22 protein-coding genes are annotated in these 24902 nt (G+C 53.0%); 16 read left to right on the plus strand and 6 right to left on the minus strand.

Translation table 11 applies throughout. The features are described 5' to 3' along the window. Positions 1-40 precede the first annotated feature (40 nt). From FS806_RS02500 to FS806_RS02515, 4 genes are all read left to right on the plus strand, one after another. Positions 41-1222 (plus strand): glycoside hydrolase family 88 protein, encoded by a 1182-nt coding sequence (locus FS806_RS02500; RefSeq protein ID WP_144932846.1) that lies wholly within the window; start codon positions 41-43, stop codon positions 1220-1222. Positions 1223-1590: 368 nt separating this feature from the next. Beyond that, a complete protein-coding gene (locus FS806_RS02505) occupies positions 1591-2598 on the plus strand; it encodes a LacI family DNA-binding transcriptional regulator (RefSeq protein ID WP_144932848.1) in 1008 nt (335 codons plus the stop codon). 246 nt (positions 2599-2844) lie between these two features. Continuing rightward, on the plus strand, positions 2845-4635 hold the full coding sequence (locus FS806_RS02510) for an L-fucose isomerase (protein WP_144932850.1): 1791 nt from the start codon (positions 2845-2847) through the stop codon (positions 4633-4635). A gap of 11 nt (positions 4636-4646) precedes the next feature. Continuing rightward, the gene (locus FS806_RS02515) at positions 4647-6314 is read left to right on the plus strand and encodes a ribulokinase (protein ID WP_144932852.1); all 1668 of its coding nucleotides are present in this window, start codon (positions 4647-4649) and stop codon (positions 6312-6314) included. A gap of 362 nt (positions 6315-6676) precedes the next feature. Here FS806_RS02515 and FS806_RS02520 read toward each other — a convergent pair whose 3' ends face one another. Continuing rightward, positions 6677-7165 (minus strand): NUDIX domain-containing protein, encoded by a 489-nt coding sequence (locus tag FS806_RS02520; protein ID WP_144932854.1) that lies wholly within the window; start codon positions 7163-7165, stop codon positions 6677-6679. Between the two features lie 239 nt (positions 7166-7404). Further along, on the minus strand, positions 7405-7728 hold the full coding sequence (locus tag FS806_RS02525; protein WP_144932856.1) for a hypothetical protein: 324 nt from the start codon (positions 7726-7728) through the stop codon (positions 7405-7407). Positions 7729-7791: 63 nt separating this feature from the next. Here FS806_RS02525 and infC point away from each other — a divergent pair, with 63 nt between their 5' ends. Beyond that, positions 7792-8265 (plus strand): translation initiation factor IF-3, encoded by a 474-nt coding sequence (infC, locus tag FS806_RS02530; protein ID WP_144932858.1) that lies wholly within the window; start codon positions 7792-7794, stop codon positions 8263-8265. Between the two features lie 159 nt (positions 8266-8424). Here the strand turns inward: infC and FS806_RS02535 are convergent, their stop codons facing one another. Then, positions 8425-9495 carry a hypothetical protein gene (locus tag FS806_RS02535; RefSeq protein WP_222126578.1) on the minus strand — a complete coding sequence of 357 codons (1071 nt, stop codon included), beginning with the start codon at positions 9493-9495 and terminating at the stop codon, positions 8425-8427. 898 nt (positions 9496-10393) lie between these two features. Here FS806_RS02535 and FS806_RS02545 point away from each other — a divergent pair. From FS806_RS02545 to FS806_RS02555, 3 genes are all read left to right on the plus strand, one after another. After that, positions 10394-11479 (plus strand): lactonase family protein, encoded by a 1086-nt coding sequence (locus tag FS806_RS02545; protein ID WP_144932862.1) that lies wholly within the window; start codon positions 10394-10396, stop codon positions 11477-11479. A 594-nt stretch (positions 11480-12073) separates the two neighbouring features. Then, positions 12074-13294, plus strand: coding sequence for a sn-glycerol-1-phosphate dehydrogenase (locus tag FS806_RS02550; protein WP_144932864.1), 1221 nt, complete (start codon positions 12074-12076; stop codon positions 13292-13294). 42 nt (positions 13295-13336) lie between these two features. Next, complete coding sequence (locus FS806_RS02555) at positions 13337-14419, plus strand: DUF3900 domain-containing protein (RefSeq protein ID WP_144932866.1); 1083 nt, start codon at positions 13337-13339, stop codon at positions 14417-14419. A 210-nt stretch (positions 14420-14629) separates the two neighbouring features. Here FS806_RS02555 and FS806_RS02560 read toward each other — a convergent pair whose 3' ends face one another. The 3 genes from FS806_RS02560 to FS806_RS27055 all read right to left on the minus strand — a co-directional run bounded on the left by FS806_RS02560 (position 14630) and on the right by FS806_RS27055 (position 16402). Beyond that, on the minus strand, positions 14630-14998 hold the full coding sequence (locus FS806_RS02560; RefSeq protein ID WP_186328171.1) for a hypothetical protein: 369 nt from the start codon (positions 14996-14998) through the stop codon (positions 14630-14632). Positions 14999-15053: 55 nt separating this feature from the next. Beyond that, positions 15054-15977 (minus strand): DMT family transporter, encoded by a 924-nt coding sequence (locus FS806_RS02565; RefSeq protein WP_144932868.1) that lies wholly within the window; start codon positions 15975-15977, stop codon positions 15054-15056. A 332-nt stretch (positions 15978-16309) separates the two neighbouring features. After that, positions 16310-16402, minus strand: a complete 93-nt coding sequence (locus tag FS806_RS27055; protein ID WP_222126579.1) for a putative holin-like toxin — start codon at positions 16400-16402, stop codon at positions 16310-16312. 485 nt (positions 16403-16887) lie between these two features. Here FS806_RS27055 and FS806_RS02570 point away from each other — a divergent pair, with 485 nt between their 5' ends. From FS806_RS02570 to FS806_RS02605, 8 genes are all read left to right on the plus strand, one after another. Next, complete coding sequence (locus tag FS806_RS02570) at positions 16888-17922, plus strand: sulfate ABC transporter substrate-binding protein (protein WP_144933022.1); 1035 nt, start codon at positions 16888-16890, stop codon at positions 17920-17922. Positions 17923-18031: 109 nt separating this feature from the next. Next, positions 18032-18859 carry a sulfate ABC transporter permease subunit CysT gene (gene cysT / locus FS806_RS02575; protein WP_144932870.1) on the plus strand — a complete coding sequence of 276 codons (828 nt, stop codon included), beginning with the start codon at positions 18032-18034 and terminating at the stop codon, positions 18857-18859. 49 nt (positions 18860-18908) lie between these two features. Next, positions 18909-19802 carry a sulfate ABC transporter permease subunit CysW gene (cysW, locus tag FS806_RS02580; protein WP_144932872.1) on the plus strand — a complete coding sequence of 298 codons (894 nt, stop codon included), beginning with the start codon at positions 18909-18911 and terminating at the stop codon, positions 19800-19802. Beyond that, positions 19792-20850, plus strand: coding sequence for a sulfate/molybdate ABC transporter ATP-binding protein (locus FS806_RS02585; protein ID WP_144932874.1), 1059 nt, complete (start codon positions 19792-19794; stop codon positions 20848-20850). The genes cysW and FS806_RS02585 overlap by 11 nt, the downstream gene beginning before the upstream one ends. A gap of 434 nt (positions 20851-21284) precedes the next feature. Next, complete coding sequence (locus FS806_RS02590; RefSeq protein WP_144932876.1) at positions 21285-21932, plus strand: precorrin-2 dehydrogenase/sirohydrochlorin ferrochelatase family protein; 648 nt, start codon at positions 21285-21287, stop codon at positions 21930-21932. Between the two features lies 1 nt (position 21933). Next, complete coding sequence (locus tag FS806_RS02595) at positions 21934-22713, plus strand: sirohydrochlorin chelatase (protein WP_144932878.1); 780 nt, start codon at positions 21934-21936, stop codon at positions 22711-22713. 210 nt (positions 22714-22923) lie between these two features. Next, a complete protein-coding gene (locus tag FS806_RS02600; RefSeq protein WP_186328179.1) occupies positions 22924-24492 on the plus strand; it encodes a nitrite/sulfite reductase in 1569 nt (522 codons plus the stop codon). 88 nt (positions 24493-24580) lie between these two features. After that, the gene (locus FS806_RS02605) at positions 24581-24820 is read left to right on the plus strand and encodes a DUF3906 family protein (RefSeq protein WP_144932882.1); all 240 of its coding nucleotides are present in this window, start codon (positions 24581-24583) and stop codon (positions 24818-24820) included. The last annotated feature ends 82 nt before the right edge of the window (positions 24821-24902 follow it).

Below are 24902 nucleotides of genomic sequence, written 5' to 3' on the forward strand. Positions count from 1 at the left end.
TTGCCTTAAATATATAAATAGGATAGGAGTGGCCTGATCAATGTGGAAGCAAGCGATTGAGGATGCAGTATTAAAAACGAGACGAAATATCGAGAAGCATGGGTTGAGGTTTCCCCATATTATCGACAAGCAGCCGGACCGGAAGCTTTCCGCGCGCGGAGAAAGCCGCTACCAATGGGAAGAAAACAACGATTGGATCGATGGATTCTATACCGGCATGATTTGGCTTTGCTATCAATATACGGGAGATGAATTTTTCCGGGAGGCGGCCCGGGCGCAAGTAAGGAGCTTCAGCGAGCGTCTGGATAAAGATCTATTTCTGGATCACCATGACATCGGCTTTCTGTACTCCTTGTCGGCCAAAGCGGGCTGGATCGTAGAAAAGGACGAGGAGGCCCGGCAATTGGCGCTTCGCGCCGCGGACAAGCTGATGAAACGCTGGCGACCCCGCGGACAATATATTCAAGCCTGGGGACCGGAGGGAGATCCCCGGAACGGCGGCCGGATCATCATTGACTGCCTGTTGAATCTGCCGCTGCTGTATTGGGCGTACGAACAAACCGGCGATGCCGGGTACCGGGACGCCGCCATCATCCAAGCCGATAAGAGCCGGCGTTATCTGGTGCGGGGAGATGATTCTTCCTACCATACGTTCTATTTCAATTCCGAGGATGGTACTCCAATCGGCGGCGGCACGCATCAAGGCTATCATGACGGATCCACGTGGACGCGCGGCCAGGCTTGGGGAATCTATGGATTCGCCCTGTCCTATCGTTATACGAAAAATCCGCTGTATTTGGAAACGTCCAGACGGATGGCCGATTATTTCATCGAGCGGCTTCCGGAAGACCAGGTCGTTTATTGGGATTTCGATGTACCTGTCAACGAGGACACCTCGCGGGACAGCTCGGCTTCGGCCATTGCCGCTGCCGGTCTGCTTGAACTAATTTCCCATCTGGACGAGAAAGATCCGGAACGGGCCAAATTCGGGGAGGCGGTGCGGCGGACGATGGAGTCGCTGGTCGAAAATTATTCGACGATGGCCATGCCTGAGGCGGAAGGCCTGATCAAGCACGGATCCTACCATGTTCGCGGGGGAAGGGGGCCTGACGATTTCATGATCTGGGGCGATTATTACTATCTGGAAGCGCTCCTGAGATTGGAACAAGGCTTGACCGGATACTGGTATGAGTCAAGGATAAACGGCTATCGCCGTTCTTAGGACGGGCGCGTTTACCGATGAAATACAAGAACAGGTATAGATGAAAACTTATACTTTCTTATATTTGAACAAACCCGGCAGCCTCACCTGTTATAAAACGAGTCTCTGTACAGAGAAGGCTGCCAAGAATAGGCGGACATCGGAAGCCTTAGGAACGGTTCGATTTGCTTAAATATGGGCTGATCGGACCGTTTTTCCTGTGTAGAACAGAAAAGTCTTGTCAAAAACCGGCATTTATATTATTTTCATATAAAAGGTTTACATTTTAACAAGAGCGTTATCCGAAAATAATGAAGGCCGGGTTGTTGACGGGCTTTTTTATAAAAAATTGTGTAAACGATTACTGGATGGGAGACGGATGAAGGCAAGTGAGCAGAATAACCATTAAAGAGGTGGCCAAGGAAAGCGGAGTCTCCATAGCCACTGTATCGAGGGTTCTTAACCGTAAGGGATACGCGACGGAAGAGGTCAAGCAAAGGGTTTATACCGCTGTCAAGAAGCTGAATTATCAGCCGAATGCGGTCGCCAGGAGCTTGAAGATGGAGCAAACCAATACGATCGGCATCGTTATTCCCGATATATCCAATCCGTATTTTATGAAAATATCGCGAGGAATAGAGGATGAGGTGCATTCCAAGGGCTACAACCTGATCTTCGGCAGTGGAGACGAATCGCCGGATAAGGAACGCGAGCTGCTGCAGGTTCTGTACAAAAAAAGAGTGGATGCGCTTGTTCTGGCCACATCGGGCGCCAATGACGAGTTGATTCGGAGTATCCAGGCTTCCGGCACTCCTGTTATTCTGGTCGACCGAAGGCTGGAGGAAGAGGACGACTCCATCGATCTTATCCAGGAGGATAACATTCGCGGCGCTTATATGCTTACAGAGTCCCTCATACTACAAGGACACAAGCGGATTGGGGTGATCCACGGTCCATCCAATGTAAGCACGGGGTCCGACCGCTATGCCGGATATCTTCAAGCGATGCGGCATTATCAATTCCCGGTGGAGGAGGAGCTGCAGTTCTACGGCACTTTCACCCAGGAAAGCGGCGAGAAGGCAGCCCGTTATTTCTTGCAACTGAGCCAGCGGCCCACAGCATTGCTATGCTTCAACAACACGATGGCTTATGGCCTGATGCTGGAATTGGTCCGGAGGGGGTGCCGACTGCAGGAGGATTTCATCCTGGCTTCCTACGGTCAAGTAGAGGCTGCGGAGCTGCTGTGGCCCGATATGATCTCGATCAGGCAATCGCCTTACGAAATGGGCCGGGCGGCAGGCCGTATTTTGTGCGACCGGCTGTTAAATGGGGGAACCGGCCCCTATAAGGAAATTTTCAAACCGATTATGGAAGGAACTGAGAACAACAGCCAATAGGGTAAAAAAAAGCAGCAAAAAATCGGACGGGAAATCAGGTTGTTTTTTAGGTAAACAATGACCGTCCTTTTTTTACTGAATCAAGGTAAACGATTACCTATTATCCGGGATTCCTGTGCTTGTCATCACGATCATGGCCATGGAACGAATGTAAGGAGGTGGTTTTGCACGAAAAGGCTGCAGAGTGAACGAAGGTTTTTCTATATAAATATAATTCGGGAGCAAATCCGATAGGAGGACATAACGATGAGCATATCCGTTAAAAATCGATTGAATGGGCAGATGCCCAAGGTTGGCATTCGTCCGGTTGTCGACGGGCGCCGGGGCGGAATTCGGGAATCACTGGAAAATGTAACGATGGAAATGGCCAGGTCGGTGGCCGCTTTAATTTCACAAAAGCTGAAGCATTCGAATGGGTTGCCCGTGGAATGCGTTATAGCCGATAATTGTATTGGAGGAGTGGCAGAAGCCGCTCAAGCGGCCGAGAAATTCGCCCGGAACGGTGTCGGGCTGACGGTCACGGTCACTCCTTCCTGGTGTTATCCAACCGAAACGATGGATCAGGACCCGCTGATGCCGAAAGCGGTCTGGGGCTTCAACAGCACCGAACGCCCGGGGGCGGTTTATCTGGCTGCCGTAAGCGCCGCGCATAATCAGAAAGGGCTGCCGGTCTTCACGATCTATGGCAAGGATGTTCAGGATATCGATGATACGACCATTACGGAGGACGTTCAGGAAAAGCTGCTGCAGTTCGTCAAATCCGGCCTAGCGGTTGCGGAAATGCGGGGCAAATCGTATCTGTCCATAGGGACGGTATCGATGGGAATTGCCGGATGCATCGTTAACGAGGACTTTTTCCAACATTATTTGGGCATGAGAAACGAATATGTCGACATGAGCGAGTTCGTCCGGCGCATCCAGATGAATATTTTTGACCCCGAGGAATATGAGCGGGCACTGGATTGGGTAAAAAGACACTGCAGGGAAGGCAGGGATGTCAACCCGGATTCTCTGCGAAGAACACGTGCCCAGAAGGATGAGGATTGGCAGTTTGTCGTCAAAATGGCTCTGATCGCCAAAGATTTGATGGCCGGCAATCCCAAGCTGGCGTCGCTCGGTTACGGCGAGGAAGCGCTTGGACATAATGCGATTGCGGGGGGCTTCCAGGGGCAGCGCGCTTGGACGGATTATTTCCCTAACGGGGACTTTATGGAAGCGATTCTGACCAGTTCGTTCGATTGGGACGGAATCCGGCAGCCTTATATGTTTGCTACGGAAAACGATTCACTGAACGCGGTCACGATGCTGTTCGGGCATTTGCTTACGGATCGGGCACAAATCTTCGCCGATGTGAGAACTTATTGGAGTCCGGAGGCGGTCCGGCGGGTGACCGGAAAGACTCTTGAAGGGCTGACGGCCGGCGGGATGATTCATTTGAGCAATTCGGGTGCCGCCTCTTTGGACGGTACCGGCCGCCAGCAGGCCGACGGCCATCCGGTCATGAAGCCGTTCTGGGAAATAACGGAGGAGGAGATGCGGGCATGTCTGGAGGCGACGGAATGGTGTCCGGCCGTCGACTTTTTCCGGGGAGGCGGCTTTTCCTCACAGTTTGTGACGGCTGGGAGCATGCCGGTAACGATGGCCCGCCTCAATCTGGTGAAGGGCCTCGGTCCTGTTCTGCAGCTTGCGGAAGGGTATACGGCGGATGTACCGGATGACATTCACTCCGTGTTGGTGGAGCGGACCAATCCGACCTGGCCGACCACCTGGTTTGTTCCCAGGCTTACCGGGAAGGGAGCGTTTAAAGATGTGTACTCCGTCATGTATAATTGGGGTTCCAACCACTGTGCTTTGAGCTACGGGCATATTGGAGGCCAACTGATTACGCTGGCATCCATGCTTCGGATTCCGGTTTCGATGCATAATGTGCCGGAGGAGCGGATTTTCAGGCCTAGTGCGTGGTCCGCCTTCGGAGAAGCCGAGCCGGTCGGGGCGGATTATCGGGCCTGCGCGGCTTTCGGGCCGCTTTATAAGTAAGGAGGGACGTCATGGGCAAGTATGTTATAGGGATCGACTATGGGACGGAGTCGGGAAGGGTCCTGCTGGCTGATGCCGGCAGCGGAAGGGAAGCGGCGGTACATATCGTCAAATATCCGCACGGTGTCATTACTTCCGTCCTGCCCGATACAGGTGTGAAGCTGAAACGGGACTGGGCGCTTCAGCATCCGGGCGACTATCTTCAAGTTCTTAAAGAAGGAATTCCCGCTGTGCTGCGGTCATCCGGGGTCAGCCCCGATGATGTGATCGGATTGGGTATTGATTTTACATCCTGCACGGTGATTCCGGTCGATGAATCGGGAACGCCTCTATGCTTCAAGGAGGAGCTTCGCGAGCACCCGCACTGCTGGGTGAAGCTGTGGAAGCACCATGCCGCTGAAGAGGAAGCACACCGGATTACGGAGCTTGCGGCGCAGCGTGGGGAGCCGTTCCTGCAGCGGTACGGGGGGAAAATTTCATCCGAATGGATGCTGCCGAAAATTTTGCAGGTGCTGAACGAGGCCCCGGATCTATATGATCGCACGGACCGGTTCGTGGAAGCGGCCGACTGGATTGTTTATCAATTAACCGGCCGTTGGGTGCGCAACCGCGCCGGAGCCGGTTACAAGGGGATGTGGCACGACGGATTCCCTCCTGCCGATTATTTGCGGGAGCTTCATCCCGAACTGGAGCGTGTCGCCGACACGAAGCTGCGGGGCGAGGTCGTTGCGGTAGGCCATAGAGCGGGGGGCTTGGGCCCGGAAATAGCACGGGAAATCGGGCTTCGGCCCGGCACCGCCATAGCCGCGGGGATGATTGACGCGCACGCCGCGGTTCCCGGTTCGGGAGTTTATGAACCCGGGGTTATGGTCATGGTAATGGGAACGTCAACCTGCCATATGCTCATGTCTCCCGAGGAGAAATTCGTTCAGGGAGTGGCCGGCGTAGTAAAGGATGGCATCATACCGGGCTATTACGGCTATGAAGCCGGTCAGGCGGCCGTTGGCGACTTATTCGGCTGGTTCGTTCAGAATGGCGTTCCTCCATTACCCGGTTCGGCGAACGGCGTAGAGTCATTATCCGTTCATGAACGGTTCGAACAGGAGGCCGGCTCTTATCTGCCGGGGGAAACCGGACTTGTGGCGCTGGATTGGTGGAACGGCAATCGCTCGGTCTTGATGGATGCCGGGTTGACCGGGATGGTCGTCGGATATTCTCTGTCCACCCGTCCCGCGGAGATTTACAGGGCGCTGCTGGAGGCTACAGCCTTCGGTACGCGCAAAATTATCGATACGTTCGAGGCGAACGGGATCGAGGTAACCGAATTGTATGCGGCCGGAGGGCTGCCGAAGCGGAACCGGCTGCTAATGCAAATCTATGCGGATGTTACCGGCCGCAGCATTCAAGTGCCTCTGTCCAACGAAATCGGAGCGCTGGGCGCGGCGATGTGCGGTGCGGTAGCGGCCGGGGCGGCAGAAGGCGGCTACGATACGATGGAGGACGCCATTCGGAAGATGGCTGCCGGCAAGACGGAGGTATACGAGCCGATTCCGGAGCACCGGCCGGTATACGACAAGCTGTATGAAGTTTATTTAAAGCTTCATGATTATTTCGGCAAGGATGAGACGGGCATCATGAAAGATTTGAAGGCTCTGTCGCGGGCGGCGGAGGAAGGATAATGGGTCGTGAAGGTCCCGGGGGCTGTCCGACGATGCGATAATGGGTCGTATCGGGGTCCCAGGGGGACTGTCCGATGATGCGATGTCAATCGGATATTAGTATGGGATCTGAAGATCCGCCATACATAGCCGCAGCGCGCGCCGGGAGAGGCGCGCGCGATGACATTGATGAGGGGCTATGTAATGTCGGGTTCAACTTATCTCTTAGTAAGTGCTAACTTAAAGCTGACACATCGCCGACAATCTGCGAAAAAAACGAGCAATAGTGCAGGTCTTTGCGACCATTTTTATTGAAATCAGCTGAAGCTGATTCCGTCAGTCGGCCCAGCTTTCCTTTTGCATCCGATACTTAGAGGTGAATGTTAATCGTTTCCCCCTCTCTCCAACTGTATTTGGTGCTCCTCGACGTAATTACGATAGTCGTGTCCGTTGCAATAATTCAGAATGTCATCCGCAATTTCCGGGTATAGCTGAACAGAGCCCAATTCCGATAACGGTACCCATTTAACACCTGTCTGGGCCGAGTCGGGACGGTCCGGGAGACGGGGAACAGAGCCGTCCTTAAGCCGGCAGGCGAAGGTAATACCAACGGAATGAACATCCCCATAAATGTAGTTGTTCTTGGCCGGCTGATATTCATAGACGAAGGCAACCGGGCCAACGTCAATATCAACGGAAGCCTCCTCTCTGGCTTCTCTAATAGCGGCTTCAACCAGCGTTTCCCCGGGTTCCACTCCTCCCGCCGGAAGATTGTAGTGAACTCCGTCATCCTGCTCATTTCTGAACTCTACGAGCAGGATCGATTGCTCCTCAATAATTAAAGCGGCGGCTCTAAGTCTGATTTTCTCCAATCCCATTTCCCTCCCATTGAATCGTTGCGTTCGCCACGAGTCTCCAGTCTTGGAGGCGGCTTGAGGCAAAAATAATTATCCGGTTGGACCTATTCGTTAGCCTCATACCGGTTATGATCATGGTGTCTGACTAACCGCCGCCATACAGCGCCCCAATGCGTTCCGATTGGCGCGCGTTTTTTAAAAAAAGTGAAACAGGGCCTGCTTAAATTCCCTATGCCAACTTGGTTTAAGAACATTCAGCGATGGAGCGAGTTCCGTCCCGCTTGCTTCGCTTTGCCGATTTCCTCGGTGACCACGAAGGCTAAATCGTCGTTGCCGAACATGGATAACACGCCGAGCAAAGTATCATCCGGAATATCTCCGGCTTCTTCCTTGGGCACGGTTAGTTCCAACGCTTGCTGCAGAGCAGGATTGGCAGCCTGATCAGGATAGGCCCGCAGGTATAGCTCTACCGGATCCAGGTCGTGGTTGATGCACCATTGGGCGAATATAAGGATCATCATTTGCTCGTCCCGTTCATAATTGGCGATGATTTGCTCTTCCATCTCTTTGCGGCCCATTGAAAAATCCCCTTCCAGGCGGTAATATGGGTTCATTATAGCGAAAGTACAGGTGGATTCACAATGATTAAAAATGAAAAAATCAAAGCCGCCGAGGTTCATCTGACCGGTGTGGATGGAGAGGACTTGGGCATCGTTGCAACATCTGAAGCTCTGGCCATGGCCAGAAAGCTGAAGGTGGATCTCGTATGCACCTCTTTAATGAGTAGTCCCCCGCCCTGCCGATTAATTCGTGCGGGAGCCGCCAAGCAGGAGGCACAGCAGGAACGCAAACGCGAGCAGAAGCCCAAGCTCAAGGAAATTCGGCTGACTCCGAAAATAGAAGCACATGATTACGAAACGAAAAAGCAGCAGGCGGAGCGAATGCTGAAATCAGGCCATTCGGTATGGCTCGTTGTGCGCATTCAAGGGAAGGAAGGTCCGCAGGCGAAGGAGCTGCTGGAGGAATTGACGAAGGATTTAAGCGCGGCGGGCCGCAGGAAGACGGGGATTCAGCTCAGCGGCAAACAGGCGGCGGTGCAGGTGGACCCGATTTAATTTCATAGAATTAAAGGGAAAGGGCTTGCTGAAGGGGAGTGTTGTTCAGCAAGCCCTTAACTGAAATAGCTGATTCTAGTGAAGGTTTTCCCGGCTATTTTCAGTAGAATGGAAAAAATGTTAATTAACCTCAAGATCAATTGAATAACAAATTAAGCTTTATGGGTTATGAGATTTCGGGAATGGAGGCTCTTCATCCAATACAATGATTCTGCCGGTAATCACTCCGTTTTCGTCCCTGTGGAATAGCACCGCCCTGTAGATATCGTCAGCCCCCCCGCTGATGGAGAGCCGTCTATCCGAAAAACCAATTTGTCCTTCCTCGAACAACTGCTCAGGAGACTCCGTAGTGCTCCGACCATCGTCAAAAGTATAAATGATATTTCCCGCATCGTCATAGCTTACTTCCTTCACGGATTCGGGAATAGTTTCGCCGATCCTCTCGCCGTTACGTATCTTGGCCTTAAAATCTCTCATCCAGTTTCCCCATTCTTCTTCTGCATCGGTGTAGCGTTCGTTACTTCTCCAAGACGATAAAAGTGATTCCAAATAAGCTTCCGCCTTGACTGGGTCCGCTTTTGCCGCGTCGAGAGGGAGATCGAACAGCACCGCGGCGCCGGGATAGTCTTCTCTAGGTTGGATTTCCCCTGTAATTTCGTCATATCTAAACGCCTTGATGCTATAAAACGTGGTGCCGCTGCTGATCGCCAAATACACACCTTTGTCTGCAAATATTTCCACCTGATCGCATTCAAGGAGTCTGTACATGACGCCATCTATAACGGTCTCGCTGTATGCGCCGCTCATGGAAGCGATGTTAAACTGCCCTGGGTTCAGGCCTTTGATCAACGGCGAAACGAAGAACCGCTCCTTGCCATATTCAGGATCACGAGTATCCGGCATCGGCTTGCCATCCTGTCTCGCTATCGATACAACCACATATGTCCGGCCAGGATATATTTCCTCCGCGGAATGGGGAAATTCACTAAGACCTGCCCCCGAAACGAGACCATGCAGCGTAAAACGATAGTCTCCGGAAGTTTTAGTTTGATTAATTTGAATGGCATCTTTGCTCTCAAACGCATCCGCTAACAGCTTATCGCCCAAATGGTCGACGATTTGCTTGGCGCTGAATAACTGAGCGGCTGCATAAGCCGATACGGACAGTGCTAGCAGCAATACAGCGGCTAATAATCCAGCGGATAATCTTTTTCTATATTTATGCTTCATCTGACTGCGCTCCTTTAATTGATGGATTAGGCTCTCATTCAACTTGTCTTCGGGCTCAGCTGTGGAAGCTAAAGATTGTTTGAGCAATCGCTCCCAATCCGCGTCCTTCATGGGGAATCTACCTCCAATACTTTTCTCATTGTCTTGCGAGCTTTATGTAGTCTGCTCTTCACCGTTCCCGGTGGAATTCTCAGTGCCGAATAAGTTCTTTCAGCGTTAATACGGTGTAAAAGAAAAATTCCTTTTGACATAAAAAGCTTCCGCTAATACCGGGCTATTTATCTTCGAAAAGGTCCGGTAGGAGCTTTAAATATAAAATCTTTGGGGCTATGGGTGGTTCCACTTCGTTTTGATAAGGTGGCGTGGGATGTGGGATGAAATAGACGATATCGGACCTATCTATTGAATGGTTGGCACGAGTCTGCGAAGCATAGGCGGGGGGGCTTACGGAACTGAGCGACGTTATTGGGCGAAAAAGGGTCAGGTTCGAAATCTTACGGAACGGAGAGACGTTATTGCGTTCAAATTGCGAGTATTTTGATTCTGATTGCTCAAATAGAGGCGCTCAGTTCCGTTGTATACTATAAAGACGCCTGATGAAAGAAATAAGGCTGCAGAGTTCCGTTGCGGTGACGGATGAGCCAAGGGGAGGTCCGAATCTTGCAAGCAACGCCTGACGATAACTCCAACATGAAGCGGCATCAAGAGGAAGATTCAGATCCCGTTTTCTTGTCGAAGATTATAATTGGTCTGCAACAATTCTATTAAAATATGCTTGTCTGGGTCCCTGGATATCCAACGCATATCGAAATTTGTCTTCCCGGTTGGAAAAGTGTACATTAAATATAGTTGTGAAGGTAAAGTACTTTGGTCAATCAGGAAGAGGAGGAGTTATACAATGACAGCCAACTCGGCTCGTATGCTTGTTTTTGTCGGCTCTTATGCGGAAGCTTCAGATAGCGGGGTGTACGTTTATTCTCTCGACAGCACTACAGGGAAGCTGGCTCTGTTGGATCAAGCGGCGGGGTTGAAGAACCCGACGTTCTTAAACCTCGATGCCGAACGGTTAAAGCTGTATTCTATCGAAGAAACCGAGACCGCCGCAGGACGTTCGGGAGGTGCTGTTTCGTTCGGCATTGACCCCCGGCAAGGAACGATTACCCGGCTGAATCAGGCTGCTACGGTTGATTCTCCAACCTGCCATATTCAGAGAGATGCGGAGGACCGTTATCTGGTTGTAGCCAGCTACCACGGAGGGAAGGTAGGCCTGCTCTCTCTTCACGAGGACGGAACCGTCGGCAAGCTTCTCGATACGAAGCAGCACGAAGGCCGCAGCGTTCATCCCGAACGCCAGACCCAGCCCCATCCTCATTCGGCCTTCTTCAGCCCGGACGAACAATATGTTTATGTGCCGGATTTAGGCCTCGACCGCATTATGACTTACCGCATCGATAAGGTGAAGGAAGCCTTGGTACATATCGGCGAGACAGAAATTCATCCGGGAGCGGGGCCCCGTCATCTCGTTTTCCATCCGGAAGGCAAATATGCCTATGTTATTAACGAATTGGATTCGACGATCACTTCCTTGCGTTACGATGCTTCGACGGGGAAGCTCCAGCCGATGGAGACCGTTCCGACGCTGCCTGCGGATTACCATGGGGAAAATACATGTGCCGAAATTACAATATCGCGGGATGGCCGTTTCCTGTACGGCTCGAACCGGGGACATGACAGCATAGCGGTCTATTCCGTTGATGGAGAATCCGGCCGGCTGACCCTGATTGAACATGTATCGACCGAAGGAAAGCATCCCCGCCATTTCGCGCTGACCCCCGACGGAGATTTCTTGATCGCGGCTAATCGGGATACGAATAATTTGACGGTATTCCGGGTGGACCGGGAGAGCGGCAAGCTGACGTTTACCGGCAGCTCCGTTCCGGTTCCCAAGCCGGTTTGTGTGCAGATGGCCTATTTTTCCGCATAATTTATGCCTGAGAAAGCTCAATAGCACGTAAATTAGGGAAAGCAGCGGTTTCAGTCCGAAACGCTGTTTTCCTGTTTTTTTGCATTGGCTAAAAGTCCCGGGTAACTCTCGCGAAGTAATGGTTAAGCCAATATCGAAGCAATGTCATGATGAGCGACCGCGCTTAGAGGAAGGTTTAGACAACCGACTCCGTTGGAGTGCGGGCGGATACGTTCCGAAGGTGAATTTCCTGCGATAATGCATCAATTTTGAAGCGATTCATACCGCTCGTGAGAAAAGCCTGCGATAATACATCAATTTCGGTCTCAAATCACCCGATTACCCCTGGAACGAGAAAAAAGATGTATTTTTTCAGGCTTTGCTGCGGACATGGAGCTAACCAGCCAAAAGCGTGCAGATTTGCATGCTTTTCAGCGGTCGTGGCAGTGAAATGGACAAAACCCTGCCTTAAGGGGATAATAGTCGAAGGCCGGCGAATGACAAATATTGTGCAACAATTGGTCATACTTTTTTGCTGCAATGACGTAAACAACGATCAAAAAATGATACAATATTACCTGTTCTATGAGATTCAACAGGAAAAGAGGAAAACAGATGGAAACCATTCAACAAGCGATCCGCCGGAAAGCTGCCGGATGTACGTGCGGGAATCATCATCCGCTGGCACTGGAGACAATCATGATCGAAGCGGGTGCTTTAAAATATGTAGCTCCCTATTTAATAGAAAACTCCTGGAGGCGAACGGTTATCGTTGCCGATGACCATACCTGTGAGGCGGCGGGCCAACAGTTGATGGACCGCTTGTCTGCAGCGGGGATAGATTGTCATCTATGTCTGGTTAAGCCTGATCGGCAGGGGGATGTGGTGGCGGATGAGGCGGCGCTCGTTCAAGTGATGCTCGAGATTTCGCCGGACGATGACATTCTTGTTGCAGTGGGGGCAGGCACTATTCATGATATGGTCCGATGGATCGCCAGTAAAATGAACAAGCCTTTCGTTTCGGTTCCCACGGCTCCATCCGTTGACGGCTTTACTTCCAAAGGAGCCCCGATTCTGATCCGGGGGGAGAAGAAGACGATTCCGGCCGGAGCACCGGTCGCCCTGTTCGCGGACCTGGAGGTTCTGGCCAAGGCTCCGGCTGCACTGATCGCCGCGGGCTATGGCGACATGCTGGGCAAATATACGTCCTTGTTCGACTGGACCTTTTCTCACTGGATAGCAGACGAGCCTTACTGTCCGGCAGCGGCAGAGATAACCGCGGAAGCATTATCCGCCTGTGTTGACCATACAGAAGAAATCGCCAGAAGAAGCGAGGAAGGCATCCAGATTCTAATGAGCTCGCTGATCCAATCCGGATTGGCCATGCAGCTATTCGGACAATCGCACCCGGCCTCCGGCTCGGAGCATCATTTATCCCACTATTGGGAAATGGAATATTTGCGTCTTGGAAAGAAGCAGCTGCTGCACGGAGCGAAGATCGGAGTGGCGAGCATGGAGATTTCCGCACTCTATCACAAGCTTGGCTCGTGCGGTGAATTTCCTCTTCGCTCCGGTTTGGAAAGCACGGATTTGGTTAAGGGAGATAGGATCCTTGCCCGCTGGGAAGACATCCGCAAGCGGATCAGCGAAATTCCGTCTCCCGATCGTCTGCGGGAATTGCTCGGACGAATGGAAGGGCCGACCGCTCCGGAGGAGCTGGGCATCGGCAGCGAGCTGCTGCAGCGCAGTATGCGGGAAGCTCACCGGGTTCGCGACCGATATACTTTGCTCAAAGCGTTCAATGAGCTTGGAGCGGGCTCTGCCCATCTGACCTAGAAGCCGTAAGGGCTGCTGGAACATTTTGTGAGGGAGAACTTTATGGAATTTTACGTTCATTATTTATCTTTCTTCGTCATTACTGCCGAAGGGGAGGACACAGCGTCCGGTAAACGGTACAGGCATTATCAAACCATGGATGCCGAGCAATATGAGGCCAGCGAGCTGAAGCAGTTTCTTGACGGGGAGTTCGCAAGAATCAGCAAAAGAAAAGTAGAGAGAAATCCGAGCTCAGAGCAGACTCCTACCAAAATCGGGCGGTTCGTGGTCGAACCCGGTCATGAATGGACGAGCAATCCGAATTATAATTTGTTCCAAGGATTACGGCAGGCGGGCAGTCCGGATGAATTTCAGCGGCTCGCCGACGATATGGTTCAAATGTACATGGATACGAGCGCTGTTCGTGGCGGAGCGTTCATAGTAGCGAGCGCCAAATTGCCGTCCTATTTCGACGAGCCCTTCGTCTTTGTCATGAAGTGCGATTTCGAGCCGAAGATTGCCCGGATTTCCGAAGTAAGCCTTGTGGCTCAGGTGGAAATGGCCATCAGCGCCCGCAACATCAAGTCGATTCAGTATCCCTATATGCCGGAGGACGGAATGCTGGAGGAACAGGAGCTGAAAATCCATCAGGCTTCGCATGCCCGTTATTTTGAAGATTTCTTGAAGTTCGTCACCTATGAGAAGCCGATGCCCGAGATTGTGAATGAACAGGTTGTTCATATGGTGCATCAGTATATTGAGCAGAAATGGGAGGAGCAGTCCTCTGAGGAAAGACTGGATGAGGAAGAGAAGCTGGAGATATGGGCGGCGAGCGACAAGCGGGATAGCCTGCAGGAAAAGTGGGAGCACGAGCAGGTCATGGAGGCGGCTGTCCAGCTCACTCAGCATAAGCAGGATCTGGAGCTGAAATTCAAGCTGGACGGAGTCACGATCAAAGGGCAATTGGCCGATTATGGGAACAAACTGCACCTGGCCCGCCTGGGAGACCGGTATGTCGTCCTCATTGAAGGGGATTCCTTTCAGTTCGAGAAGGGAGTATCCCCTGTAGAGCTGCTGAAGCCGCAAGAACTGACGGAGGTGCTGAAGAGAATCGACGGGGAATCATCCGAATCGTCTTCGGAATAGCCTCGTATGGAAGCTGTGTGCTGGGGAAGCCGGATGCTTGGCCGGATTCCTTCAGCAACAGTGAAAAGCGGAGAATAAACCTTGAAATTTGTCCGCCACTTGGAAACGAAGATTTGACTTCGGTGCGATCCCCATTAATATTCGGTTTTCGTTAAGGGGATCATCCTCGTCCGGCGGCAGCCCATCATTCCGGCTCCACTATCGTACACCTCATTCTTTGTGATAACCATTTGCGAAATAAATATAAATCATGCCGATAGGGGCAATTAACGGACTAAACATATATAGCAACATTATTTTGATTAGTTTCCATATCACCATCAGAGGCAAAGCCAAAATAATAGCATAACCGCCCATCAAAGTATTAATCAAGTCGTCCCATAAAACTGCCGCGAAAGGAAATAAAAAACCGGCTAATAAAAAATAGACCGTTAATAATGCACTGCTGCTATGCTGATCTTCAAAATTCATATACAGAAAAAAGCCCGTTACCGCAATCGAAATAAGGTACGACTTTACTAAATATTGAGTATTCACCCCCAAAAACAATTTTTTAAAAAGACCTAAAATAGTAGACAATGCAAAATGCTCCTTTCTTAACGGATGGTCCACAGAAACTGATACAGTGTCTGTTTTACTTCGATAGTTTTCGCCCAGCCGGCGGGATGGCGGGTAAAGACCCGGAACGGACTGCCGGCCGGTTAACCAGGTATATGCTGCACGCGATCATTATCAATCCCAGCAGAAGCAAGAGATGGAACGGCTCGTGCAAAAATAATGTGCTGGTCATAACCGCTATTAGCGGAACAAGAAACGTGCTGGCCGCAACTCTGCTGGTTTCGCCTGAACGGACCAGCGTGAAATAGATGACCCAGGCTGTGGGAATCCCCAGGATAGTGCCGAACAGCAGGCCTGACAAATAAGGAACGTTCCAGACGATGTCCGACCACGACTCCATCATCGTACCGGCTCCGGTAAGCAATAAGCCTCCGACCATGCTCTGAATGGCAACGAGCCATAAGGGGTCGGCTTCACCTCCTTCTTTCTTCAGGAAGACAGCGCCAAACGCCCAACTGACGGCTGTCAGCAGGGCGAGCACTACCCCGATAATGGAGAAGCTTCCGGATAGCCCGTCTGCGCTGATTACGGCCACACCGACAAAACCGAGCAGCAGCCCTATGCTCTTCAGTACGGACATCGATTCTCCAAGCCATAGCCACGCCATCAACCCGACCAGAACGGGCTGAAAATAGACCAGGGCAGAGAACAACCCTCCCGGCATATAGGTTAATCCTACGGTCTGTAAACCGAAGAAAAGGAAGACGTTTAATAAGGAAGAGACCAAATACAGCTTGAGATTTTGTCTGAGACGGATGTTCCTCCAGCGTGGGAGTGCCACCAGCATCAGGGCCAGTCCGCCAAGGAATGTGCGCAAGCCGGCGAATAGAACCGGAGGAGTATAGACCAATGCGATTTTATAGATCGGCCAGGAAATACCCCAGATCAGAACAAGGGCGGCAATTAATCCTATCGTTTGTATTCGTGAATGTTGTGACATGCTGCCAGGACTCCTTCCGGTAAGTCAATGATGAAAGTTTTTAAAACACTCTACATTATCGAACAAAAATCCTGATCTGTAAATATGTCTTGGTGAGAAGGCAAGCGCCCCCCGGAAAGACAGGGGAAAAGCATCAAGAAAATTAGCTTGACCGAAGGGGTTCTTCCCTATTTGCATAGCTTGTCCTATGTGTTAAAATGGAAGTAATCAACATACAATAAAAAATGTGACCGTCAGGTGGTGGCACACCTAACGGTCAAAGTCACGATTAAGCGTGGTGGCTGAGCAGAAGGACAAGGAATAGACCGTTACCCTCCTGACATAAGGGCGGTCTATTTCTTTTTGTGGAACCCAAGGATCAGAACGACTAATGTAGCGAAGCTTATCATTAGTGTAAACGCTTGGTAAACTTCCACGGGCTTCACCCCCTTTCCAGGGGATTAGCCTCCGCGCTTAAAATTAATTCTATATGGTTAATTATACCAGATTTATGGGCTCAGGGGAATGTCTAAATAGACGATTGCCTGCTTCGGAGACAGGAGTAAATAAAAAAATTTCAAAAAAATGGATTGACATCTGTTATGGGCAATGGTAACATGCAATTATAATTCCAAGTAAATGCATGGGAATAATAATTTACGGTAATCGATGAAAGTCGACCGGATCACCGGAGACACAAACCACACCTGACAAGGGGGGGATTGTGTCTTTTTTTAATATAAGAAGGTATAAGTTTTCATCTATACCTGTTCTTATATTTCATCGGTAAACGCGCACGTCCTAGGGACGGCGATAGCCGTTTATCCTTGGTGCTTGTTTGTTAGAACGGGCAGAGATAGATGAATAAAACTACGGAAGAGGAGAGAACCCAAAATTGAAACTGCAAAGCAAAGGGCTGCTGATAGCAATCATGGCCATACTGCTGGCCCTGACCGCCGCATGCTCAAGCGGCCGGTCGGATTCTTCTGTGTCGGCTTCGGGAAAGGGGCCTGCGAATTCCTCCGGGAACAAGCCGGCGGTTGAGCTGCTGAATGTATCCTATGATCCAACCCGGGAGCTGTATGAACAGTTCAACCGGTCTTTCCAGGAGCTTTGGCTGGAGCAAACCGGTCAGACGGTGACCATCAAGCAATCCCATGGGGGCTCCGGAAAGCAGGGGAGATCCGTCATTGACGGCCTTAAAGCCGATGTCGTCACGCTTGCGCTGGCCTACGATATCGAAGAGATTCAGGCTGCGGGATTGATTTCGGAAGGCTGGCAGCAGCGGCTGGAAGCCAACAGCTCGCCTTATACGTCAACTATCGTTTTCCTGGTGCGCAGCGGCAATCCGAAGGACATTAAGGATTGGGACGATTTGATCAAGCCGGGGATTTCCGTCATTACACCGAATCCGAAAACGTCGGGGGGCGCCAGATGGAACTATTTGGCCGCTTGGGGCTATGCCGTCAAAAAATACAACGGTGAGGAAGACAAGGTGAAAGAGTTTATCGGTGCCCTGTTCAAAAATGTCCCTGTCCTCGACTCCGGAGCGCGCGGCGCAACGACGACCTTCGTGGAGCGGGAAATCGGGGATGTGCTGATCGCCTGGGAGAATGAAGCTTTCCTGGCCATTCATGAACTCGGCAAGGATAAATTCGAAATCGTCATTCCCTCCATCAGTATTTTGGCGGAACCGCCGGTGGCCGTCGTAGACAAGGTGGTGGATCAAAAAGGTACCCGGGAGGTCGCCGAAGCCTATTTGAAATACCTGTATTCCGAAGAGGGGCAAAGAATAGCGGCGGAGAATTACTATCGTCCGCGTTCGGAGGAAGTCGCCAAACAATTTGAGGAGCAGTTTCCGAAGCTGGAGCTGTTAACCGTGGATGAAGATTTTGGCGGGTGGCAGAACGCGCAGCAGGTACATTTTGCGGATAACGGCACTTTCGATCAAATTTATGGTCCTTGACCTTGTCGAGGAAAGAGACGCATCCGCCGATCGGTGCGATCGGAACTATATAAAGAGAAGGCTTAAGGGATGGTCTACAGCCATCCAAAGCATATTGGAGTGACTCCGGGTGAGAAGAAAAGAAAATCGTTTGCCGGGCTTCGGTTTATCGATGGGCTTCACTTTGTTTTATTTGGGCATTGTCGTGCTGCTGCCTTTATCGGCGATCTTTCTGCAAACATTCGAAATCAGTTGGGAACGGTTCTGGGAAATCGTGCTCGCCCCCCGCGTGCTCGCTTCCTTTCGGGTCACCTTCGTGACGGCTTTGCTCGCGGCACTGGTTAATGCCGTATTCGGGCTGCTGGTGGCCTGGGTTCTGGTCCGTTACTCCTTCCCGGGCAAAAAGCTGATCGACGGCATGGTGGATTTGCCGTTTGCCCTTCCGACCGCCGTTGCCGGGATCTCGCTAACCGCGATCTATGCGGAGAACGGATGGGGGGGAAGCCTGCTCAAGCATGTCGGAATTCAGGCCGCATTCACTCCGCTTGGCATTACGATTGCGCTAGTTTTTATCGGATTGCCCTTCGTCGTCCGGACGGTTCAGCCGGTGCTGCAGGAGCTGGAGAAGGAAGTGGAGGAAGCTGCCGTATCTCTGGGTGCCTTCCGTTGGAGGACCTTCCGCAGTGTCCTTCTTCCTCCGCTGCTGCCCGCGTTACTGACCGGTTTCGCCCTGGCCTTCGCCCGGGGAATCGGTGAATACGGCTCGGTCGTGTTTATTTCCGGCAATATGCCGATGAAGACGGAGATCGCTCCGCTATTGATCATGACGAAGCTGGAGCAGTACGACTACGCGGGAGCAACGGCTGTAGCGCTGGTCATGCTGGTAATCTCCTTCGTGCTGCTGCTGCTGATCAACTTCATGCAGTGGAGGCTAAGCCGGCGAATGCTTCGGAGTTAAGACATCGGCGTCATTTTAAATTAGTGGGAGGGGGGAGAGAAGTAATGGGGTGACGACAGCTTCAGCCCGGACACCTGCGGCCGCCCGGCCGCAGCATATTACGGAAGCGCGCAGTGTACAGTGGCTGCTCATCGGCTTGGCGCTATTCTTTCTTGGGGTCGTGCTGGTGCTTCCCCTGATTTCTGTATTTACACAGGCTCTGAAAAAAGGGATCGAGGCCTATCTGGCCGCCGTGATCGATCCGGATGCGCTGGCGGCCATTCGCCTGACATTGATAACCGCCCTGATCGCCGTGCCTTTAAATACGCTCTTCGGTATCGCGGCTGCCTGGGCGGTGACGAAATACCGCTTTCGCGGCAAGCAAGCGCTGGTTACCCTGATCGATCTGCCGTTTGCCATATCACCGGTCATCTCGGGGCTGATCTTCGTCCTGTTATTCGGCTCCAGGGGGCTCTTCGGTCCTTATCTGGAGGAAATGAATCTGCAGATCATTTATGCTCTGCCGGGAATTGTGCTGGCCACGCTGTTCGTTACGTTTCCGTTCGTTGCCCGGGAGCTGATTCCTCTGATGCAGGCCCAGGGTACGCTCGAGGAAGAGGCGGCGATGACGCTGGGAGCCAGAGGCTGGCAAATTTTCAAACGGGTAACCTTGCCGAACATCAAATGGGGGCTGCTGTACGGAATGATTCTGTGCAACGCCCGCGCCATGGGGGAGTTCGGCGCCGTTTCCGTCGTATCCGGGCATATCCGGGGACAGACCAACACGCTGCCGCTTCATGTGGAAATTTTGTATAACGAGTATCAATTTTCCGCTTCATTCGCCGCCGCTTCTCTGCTTATGCTGCTGGCGCTGCTTACTTTGGCCGCCAAAAGCTGGGTGGAATGGAAGCACGGCCGCGAGCGGGAAGCACAGGGAAAGGAGGATAGCGTACATGCAGATTGAAGTCGAGGGGCTTAGAAAGCATTACGGCGATTTCGCGGCCTGCACGGAGGTAAGCTTCCGCATCGGCCAAGGCAATCTGATCGGATTGTTGGGGCCGAGCGGAGGAGGCAAGACGACGATTTTGCGTCTGCTCGCTGGCCTGGAGGTGCCCGATGCGGGGGAGATCCGTTTCGACGGCCGGCGGATTAACGAGGTCCCCCCGCAGAAGCGCGGGATCGGATTCGTTTTTCAAAATTATGCGTTGTTCAGGCATATGACCGTTTACGATAATATCGCCTTCGGCCTGAGCATTCGGAAGGCTGGAAAGGCCGATATTCGCCGCCGGGTAGAACAATTGCTGGCGTTAACCGGCCTGCAGGGGCTGGAGCGCCGTTATCCGCACGAGCTGTCCGGCGGACAGCGGCAGCGGGTCGCCTTCGCCCGAGCCCTGGCACCCGAGCCCCGGCTGCTGCTGCTGGATGAGCCATTCGCCGCCATTGACGCCAAGGTGCGCAAGGAGCTTCGCTCGTGGCTGAAGGAAATGATAAGCCGGGTCGGGGTGACGACGATTTTCGTCACCCACGATCAGGACGAAGCGGTGGAGGTGGCCGACGAAATCATTATTATCCATCAAGGAAGGCTGGAGCAGATCGGCACACCGATGGAGATTTACAACCGTCCGGCAAGCCCGTTCGTAGCGAAGTTTATCGGGGAATCCAGCCTGATCGGAAATCCGTCGGCCTTCCGAAGCTTCGCCGGCATAGCGGAGGGGGCGCAGGCGATCGTTCGCCCCGAATTTATCGAAGTCGGAAGCGAACGGGAGCTGTCTACCCCATCAGCCGCTGAACCGGGTGTCGTCAAGCAGTTATTTTTCCGCGGCAGCAGCTGGCTCGTGGAAGTAGAGGCGGGGGGCCAGACGCTGTTCGCCTACCGTTCCCTGGAATCCGCTCCTCTAACCGCGGGACAGGAGGTGCTGGTGCTGATACACCGGCTGTATCTGTATGCCGGCGGGCAGATGCAGACGATTGAGAACCAGGGCAAATACGATCCGATGCCTGTGCATATTTAGGAATCCGCGAGGTGATGGTGACGGGAAACTTCGTATATCTGGAACGGACACTGCCATAAGGGGGGATAGCAATTTCCTTAAAAGCTGGAGGACTACTTACCATGCACGATGCAACGCCTGCCGGGAAAGATGCGCGATGGGAAACCCTCTATAATGCTAACGTTGAGAGGATGTAAGGTGAACTGACAAATCACGCGCAAAAGTACATGTCTTTGAGACCACTTTAGTTAAAATGAGCCAAAGACATGCGAAAGTGCAGTTAAATTCGGCCATTTCGCTGATTTTCGGATTTTTCCGGCGATTGACCTGCAGTTTTGCTTGTCTTCTTCCATATTTGGCAGATCCCGCTAAATTGACATGCACTTTTGCTTGTCTTTGGGCGATGCTGTCCGGTTGGGACGGCACCGGAATGATGGATTCAAGGGGGGGACGCGATGAGAAGCTATCCGATGTTCGCCGACCTTCGGGGAAAGCTATGCGTCGTTGTCGGCGGCGGGCGGGTCGCAGAGCGGAAGGTCGCTTCACTGCTGGCTAGCGGCGCCCGCGTCAGGGTGATCAGCCCCTCGTGTACGGAGCGGCTGCGCGAGCTGGGGACTCATGGGGAGATCGAGCTTGTGGCAAGAAGCTTCGAGCCCGCAGATATTAATGACGCGTTGCTGGTCCTGGCGGCTACGGACGATGCCGCGACGAACTTGCTCGTCAGCCGGTCGGCCGGTCCGCATCAATGGGTCAACGTGGCCGACCGCCCGGACCTCTGCAGCTTTACCGTTCCGGCGGTGGTGGAACGCGGGGCGCTCCGGATAGCCGTCGGTACGGAGGGCCGGTGTCCCGGGTTCGCCAGGAAGATGAAGGAATGGCTGCAGGGCATCATCGGCCCCGAATATGGGGAGCATCTGAATTTTGTGGCCGCATGGAGAACCCGGGCCCGGACCCTGATGCTCTCCCCGGATTCCCGGCGGGAGCTGATGGATCGTCTGCTGGACGACGCTTTGCTCGAGTTGACCCGCAGGGGGGACCGGGCGGCCAGAGATCGGGAGGCCGAGCGGTTCGCCGCCGGACTTCTCGGCAGGAAGGAGGGATGATTTGAAGAAAACAGCGGTGCTGGTCGTTGCTCACGGTTCTCCTGATCCGGGTTGGGTGGAGCTTGTCGATGAGACGGTTCGTCAGGCCGGGCTTCGGCTTCCGGTACATATTGGGTATTTGGGCGGAGTGCCGGAGCGGGGCATTGCCGCACAATTGATTCGTCTGGAACGAATCGGGATGCGTCATGTGCTGGTCGTACCGTTATTCGTATCGGAGGGAAGCACACACCTGAACGAAATCCGATACAGCCTCGGACTGATTCCTGCTCCTGCTGTGGCCACGGATCTGCAGCGGCTGATCGTAAAGGTCCGCTTGCACTGGTGTCCTCCGCTAGAGGACGATGTCCGGATCATGCGAATCTTGGAGGAGCGGCTGCGGGAGCTGTCATCTGTCCCGGCTGGGGAGGCGCTGCTGACCGTAGGTCACGGCAGCGCGGTTCCGGGCTTTCAGGAGGCGTGGGAAAATTTGCTGCTGCGGGTGACGGAGCGGTTGAGACGGCAATTCGGTTTCAGCGCCGCCGCCTACGCGACATTAAGGCCGGATACGGTGGCCGCGCAGGCGAAAGCTCTGCTGACCTGCGGCCGTTTGCTTGTGCTTCCGCTGTTTTTGAGCGAAGGCTATTTTACAAATCGGGCCATTCCCGACAGATTAGAAGGCATTCATTATTCATATACCGGGAAGGCATATTTGCCGCACCCGCTAATAGCTGACTGGATTAGGCAAACGGTGGAGCAGGCTATGGAAACGCTATGGGGCGGGGCCGCTGTGAAAGCTCATTAAGGTGAGAATCACGACTATACTGCTAAAATGACAAATTCCCCTCGTCGGCTCCATGACTATACAAGATGAGGAAGGAAGCAAGGAACGGCAGTATAGGGAAGGTTGGGAGCGGCGGAGGGAAACTGGCTGAATTCATAAGAGACGGAGAGTGAAAGAACCGTGACGGAAAAGCGGAATTGGAAGTGGGCAGACGATCCGAATTTAAACAAGATGGAGCTTACCAAGCTGGAGAAGGACGGTCTGGATGTTATCGAAACGATAATCGACAAGTACTCGAAGGAGGGCTGGCAATCGATCGAGCCGTCGGATCTGGACCGGTTCAAATGGGCGGGTATCTACCAGCAGCGGCCCAAGGACGGCCACTTCATGATGCGGGTTCGCATTCCGGGAGGAGTGCTGTCGCATGAGCAGGCGGATGCCTTGGCGGGCATTGCCGAGGACTACGGACGGGATTTGATCGATGTGACGACCCGCCAGGCTATTCAGTATCATTGGCTGACTGTAGAGAGCCTCCCGGACATCTTCGAACGGTTGGCTTCTGTCGGGTTGTCCTCTTTCGAAGCTTGCGGGGATTGTCCCCGGACCATTGTAGGCAATCCGCTGGCAGGGATCGATCCGCATGAGGTATTGGATACGAGGCCGATTGTGGCCGAGTTGGAGAAGTTTTTTCTGGGCAATCGGGATTTCTCCAACCTGCCGCGCAAATATAAAATGTCCATCTCGGCCAACGTGTACAACACGGGCCATGCGCAAATCAATGACCTGGCTTTTACCCCGGCCCGCAAGACGATTAACGGCAAGGAAGAGATCGGTTTTCACGTGTGGGTCGGAGGCGGATTGTCGACCAAGCCGCATATGGCCCGGCAGCTCGACGTCTTCTGCCTCCCGGAGGATGTCGTTCGGGTAGCCGCCGGAGTCACTACCATCTTCCGTGACTTCGGCTACCGGCATAAGCGGACTCACGCCCGCCTGAAGTATCTCGTCGCCGATTGGGGGCCGGAGAAGTTCCGCGAGGAATTGGTCCGGGTCACCGGCGAGCTGCAGAGCCGTGGGGAGGATTTAATCCGGGGCTGGAATGCCGGATATTTCTACGGGATTCATGAGCAGAAGCAGAAGGGGCTGTATTACGCCGGACTGTCCGTTCCCGTCGGAAGAATGAATGCGGCGGAGATGCGTGAGCTGGCCCGTCTGGCTCGCGAATACGGGGACGGGACCATCGGAACGTGCAATTCGCAGAACGTCCTGATCCGCCAGATTCCGGCCGACAAGGTGGAAGCCTTCAAGGAGGAGTCTCTCATTGTCAACCGTTTCCGGTTAACGCCCAATACGTTCGTCGGCTATGCGGTCTCTTGCACAGGGATCGAGTACTGCAATCTCGCCGTCGTCGAGACGAAGGAAAGAATGAGGGCGCTCGCTGAGTATTTGGACGAAACGGTGGAATTGGATACGCCGCTCCGCATCCATATGGTCGGCTGCCCTAATTCCTGCGGACAGCATCAGATTGCCGATATCGGACTGCAGGGGGCGCTGGTGAGAACACCGGATGGTATGGTGGACGCCTTTGATGTCCATGTTGGCGGTACGTTGGAAGGCGAAGCGCGGTTTAACCGCAAGCTCAAGATCAGGGTGGATGTGAACCGGTTGGGCCCTTTCCTGGCGCAGTTGATAGGCGCCTATAAGGAAGAACGGCTCGAAGGGGAGACCTATTGGCAGTATGTGGAGCGAGTCGGGATCGAGACGATTCAGAGCCAGGCCGACAGTATTTTGACACCTGCTTGACGGAGCTTCGGAAAGTTTCTTGGACGATTACGATTCGTTGGAAAACTGCATCATCATATTTACGATACCTAAAAAGGAGGCATGGCTGATGCCGGAACAGCACACCGAGCCCTATTTGTATAAACTGGAAGCCATCTTGTCCCGGGAAAGGTTAATGACCGTCGTCGTCGTCTCATCCTCGGACGAGAAGGCTTTCACCTATGCGGAAAATCAACTGCTGCGGTACACGGTCGAACCGCCGGAAATCCGGTCGCTCGGAATTGTCGAGAAGAAGCCTCTCGGCCGAGACGGGGTCGGCTACTCGATTGAAACGCTGCAGTTCGATTAATCAAACTACCAGAGACATGGGGCGCTTGCTGCTTAAATCCACTCGGAGCCTGAGGCGGCTAAGCGGTGCAAAGTGAAGAAGC

This window comes from Paenibacillus sp. 32O-W (genome assembly GCF_007679495.1).
Lineage (GTDB): Bacteria > Bacillota > Bacilli > Paenibacillales > NBRC-103111 > Paenibacillus_L > Paenibacillus_L residui.